Genomic DNA, 2,378 nt, shown 5'->3' with positions numbered 1-2,378 from the left:
AAAGACCATGGCTACCATTTGTGCCGGATTTACATTTTAGCATTTCTCACTCGCGTTGTCAATAACTAATTATCTCTGTCTGAATTGAATAGTTTGAAGGTATAACCCCTCACTTGTTCCCTGCTGTGCGTCTTTGTGACGCTCGACTATAATACCATTATCAAAGTTTGTTGTCAACTGTTTTTTTAATTTTTTTCTTTTTTTATTTTTTATTTCTATCTCAATCTCAATAAAAATATATCTGAAATATCAGCGCACTCAGTATTTCTACGGCTTTTTCGGTAATTTTTCAAATACGTTTCTCTTCATTATCTAGCTCTAGCAAGAAAATTAACGGAATTGAACCAAAGCTCAATCTATCAGCTGATTATTGTTAATGTGATTTTTTAGGGACTGTGTTTTCACACAGCCCCTTTAGATTGATTCCACTAGCTTTCTTGCTTAATCGGGACAACAATTTCCGTTTCATACTTGTTCGGATTACCCTTGAAAATCATGCCTGGCCCCTTATGATAAATCTCCCTGGAAGGCAAGAGGCACTCCAAGTTATGTTCCCTGGCGTAATCCAGGAGAGCTTTGTAAGCAAAATTTAGCGTCTCATAACTGCCAATATGGGTAGTACAGATGGCCTTGATCTTCGGCAGTTGTTTAGAGGTAACGTTCGTTCCAGTCACCACTCCTTTCGTAGGAATACAGACTTCAATATCGGCAGCTTCTTTGTATTCGCTATCGTAATAACAGCAAAACGGAGCGCCGCAGGCTTTTCCTTTGGCTTCTTTGTAAATGGTACCGATGTATTTTCCCACATCACTGTACCTTCCCTTAAACCGGAGCACTGCGACGGTTAGGGCTTCATATTCCTTTAACTCAATGTTGTAATTCATACTACCTACCCCTTTCTCTTTAGGCTGAAGGTAAAGGTCAATTTTTTGAATCAGTTCTTTTCCTGTTTTTATCTGTCCGGCTATCATCTCTTGCTTTTCAGCTAAATAGTATGACAAATCTTTCGGGTTGTCACAATTGGCCAGGATTTCTTTCATTTCCGCAATAGAAAAATCCAAATCACGTAGTAGAATTACTAATCTTGCCCTTTGAAAATCAATGTCATCATAATAACGGTAGTTGTTTTCGGCACGACAGGACGGCTTGAGGATACCCTCTTCGTCGTAATACCTCAGGGTCTTCACTGTTAAGCTGGTAATCCTGGAAAATTGGCTGATTTTATACATGACCTCACCTCCCCATAAGCAGTATAAACCCTCCCCCGCACAGGAAAGTCAATAGGAATTTTCATAATCTGGTTAGAAGCCGGGTCATGTTTCACCATTACTCTTATATCTTTTCAATGCGAATTTATCCTTCGTTTGAGGAAATAAAAATTCTAATTTATTTCGACCTAAATCGATATTAGCCATTGCTTAAGTTAACAAGCGTTTTTTGATTCTGACTAAAGGAATCAGGATTGTCAAAGCGCTAAAAACCGTCAGCCAAGCTAAATCTTCGACTATTGACCAGCTTACCTGACTGGTCAGATACTCTGTGTTAAAGACCTTGCGGAAAATCCCCGCCCGTTCAGTGCTGCATTTTTGATGAATAAACAGGCTTTTTATGTGGCGAATTGAGTCTATTGCTCGTGAATGGCATACAAGAGATGTATTAGTCATTATTGATAACAACGCTAGGAAGACAGATAAACATCTCGCTTTTGCATTTAATAATTACATATATCGTTCTATTGGTGGAGACAACTTAACCCGTATTTTACCAGTCCCCTTGTTCGCTGATTCGGAAACAACAGCAGGACTACAATTAGCTGATATTTCTGCTGGAATAATGCGAAATTATTACTTAAATTCGCTCAATATGGAAGAAACTAAATCCTCATCCTTATATCACGAAAAGTTAAGAGAAATTATAACATACTCAAGGATCGTTCAATAGACAGGCATATTGCAAACTTTAGTGTTAATGGAATATTTTATCAGATTGCTGAATACATCGTTTAGTGTTGACATTTTAAATATTTATGGATTATTATGACTAGCTAAGAGAAACATTCTTGTTTCTTTAAAGCACCTACTCAGTGCTCTTAGCTATCTGAATAATAAGCGGGCTTACAGATTTTTTGTAAGCCCGCTATTATTTTCTGCTTTTGCGGACATTTCCAAAACTAAGATCACTGAACTAACTTAATTGTACTGCCGGCAATATCTTTCTGGATGAGAATCTTTTTATCGATCCGCTCTTTCAACTCACTGACGTGGGAGATAATCCCGACAAGCCTGTTACCGACCGTTAAGCCGTGCAGCGTGACAATGGCTTGTTCCAGTGATTCGGCATCCAAAGCGCCAAAACCTTCATCGATAAACATCGTATCA

General features: G+C 38.4%; 3 protein-coding genes. 1 reads left to right on the top strand and 2 read right to left on the bottom strand.

Annotation, left to right across the window (positions count from 1 at the left end; genetic code table 11):
- Nucleotides 1-428 precede the first annotated feature (428 nt).
- A complete protein-coding gene (locus AC6I5A_RS11230) occupies nucleotides 429-1,229 on the bottom strand; it encodes a MerR family transcriptional regulator (protein WP_034615824.1) in 801 nt (266 codons plus the stop codon).
- 379 nt (nucleotides 1,230-1,608) lie between these two features.
- Here AC6I5A_RS11230 and AC6I5A_RS11225 point away from each other — a divergent pair, with 379 nt between their 5' ends.
- Nucleotides 1,609-1,941: a DUF3800 domain-containing protein gene (locus AC6I5A_RS11225; protein ID WP_034615821.1), complete on the top strand. Its 333-nt coding sequence runs from the start codon at nucleotides 1,609-1,611 to the stop codon at nucleotides 1,939-1,941.
- Between the two features lie 235 nt (nucleotides 1,942-2,176).
- Here AC6I5A_RS11225 and AC6I5A_RS11220 read toward each other — a convergent pair.
- Nucleotides 2,177-2,378 (bottom strand): P-loop NTPase family protein (locus AC6I5A_RS11220; protein WP_034615818.1); only part of this gene is annotated, 202 nt, incomplete at its 5' end.

The sequence above is a fragment of the Desulfosporosinus sp. Tol-M2 genome, assembly GCF_059735615.1.
The sequence above is the reverse complement of the archived record's forward strand: the minus strand, read 5'-3'. Positions and strand labels throughout refer to the sequence as shown.

What these genes read in the sequence shown, in the direction of transcription:
- AC6I5A_RS11230 (WP_034615824.1), bottom strand. Translation starts at nt 1,229, where the DNA reads ATGTATAAAATCAGCCAATTTTCCAGGATTACCAGCTTAACAGTGAAG.
- AC6I5A_RS11225 (WP_034615821.1), top strand. Translation starts at nt 1,609, where the DNA reads ATGTGGCGAATTGAGTCTATTGCTCGTGAATGGCATACAAGAGATGTA.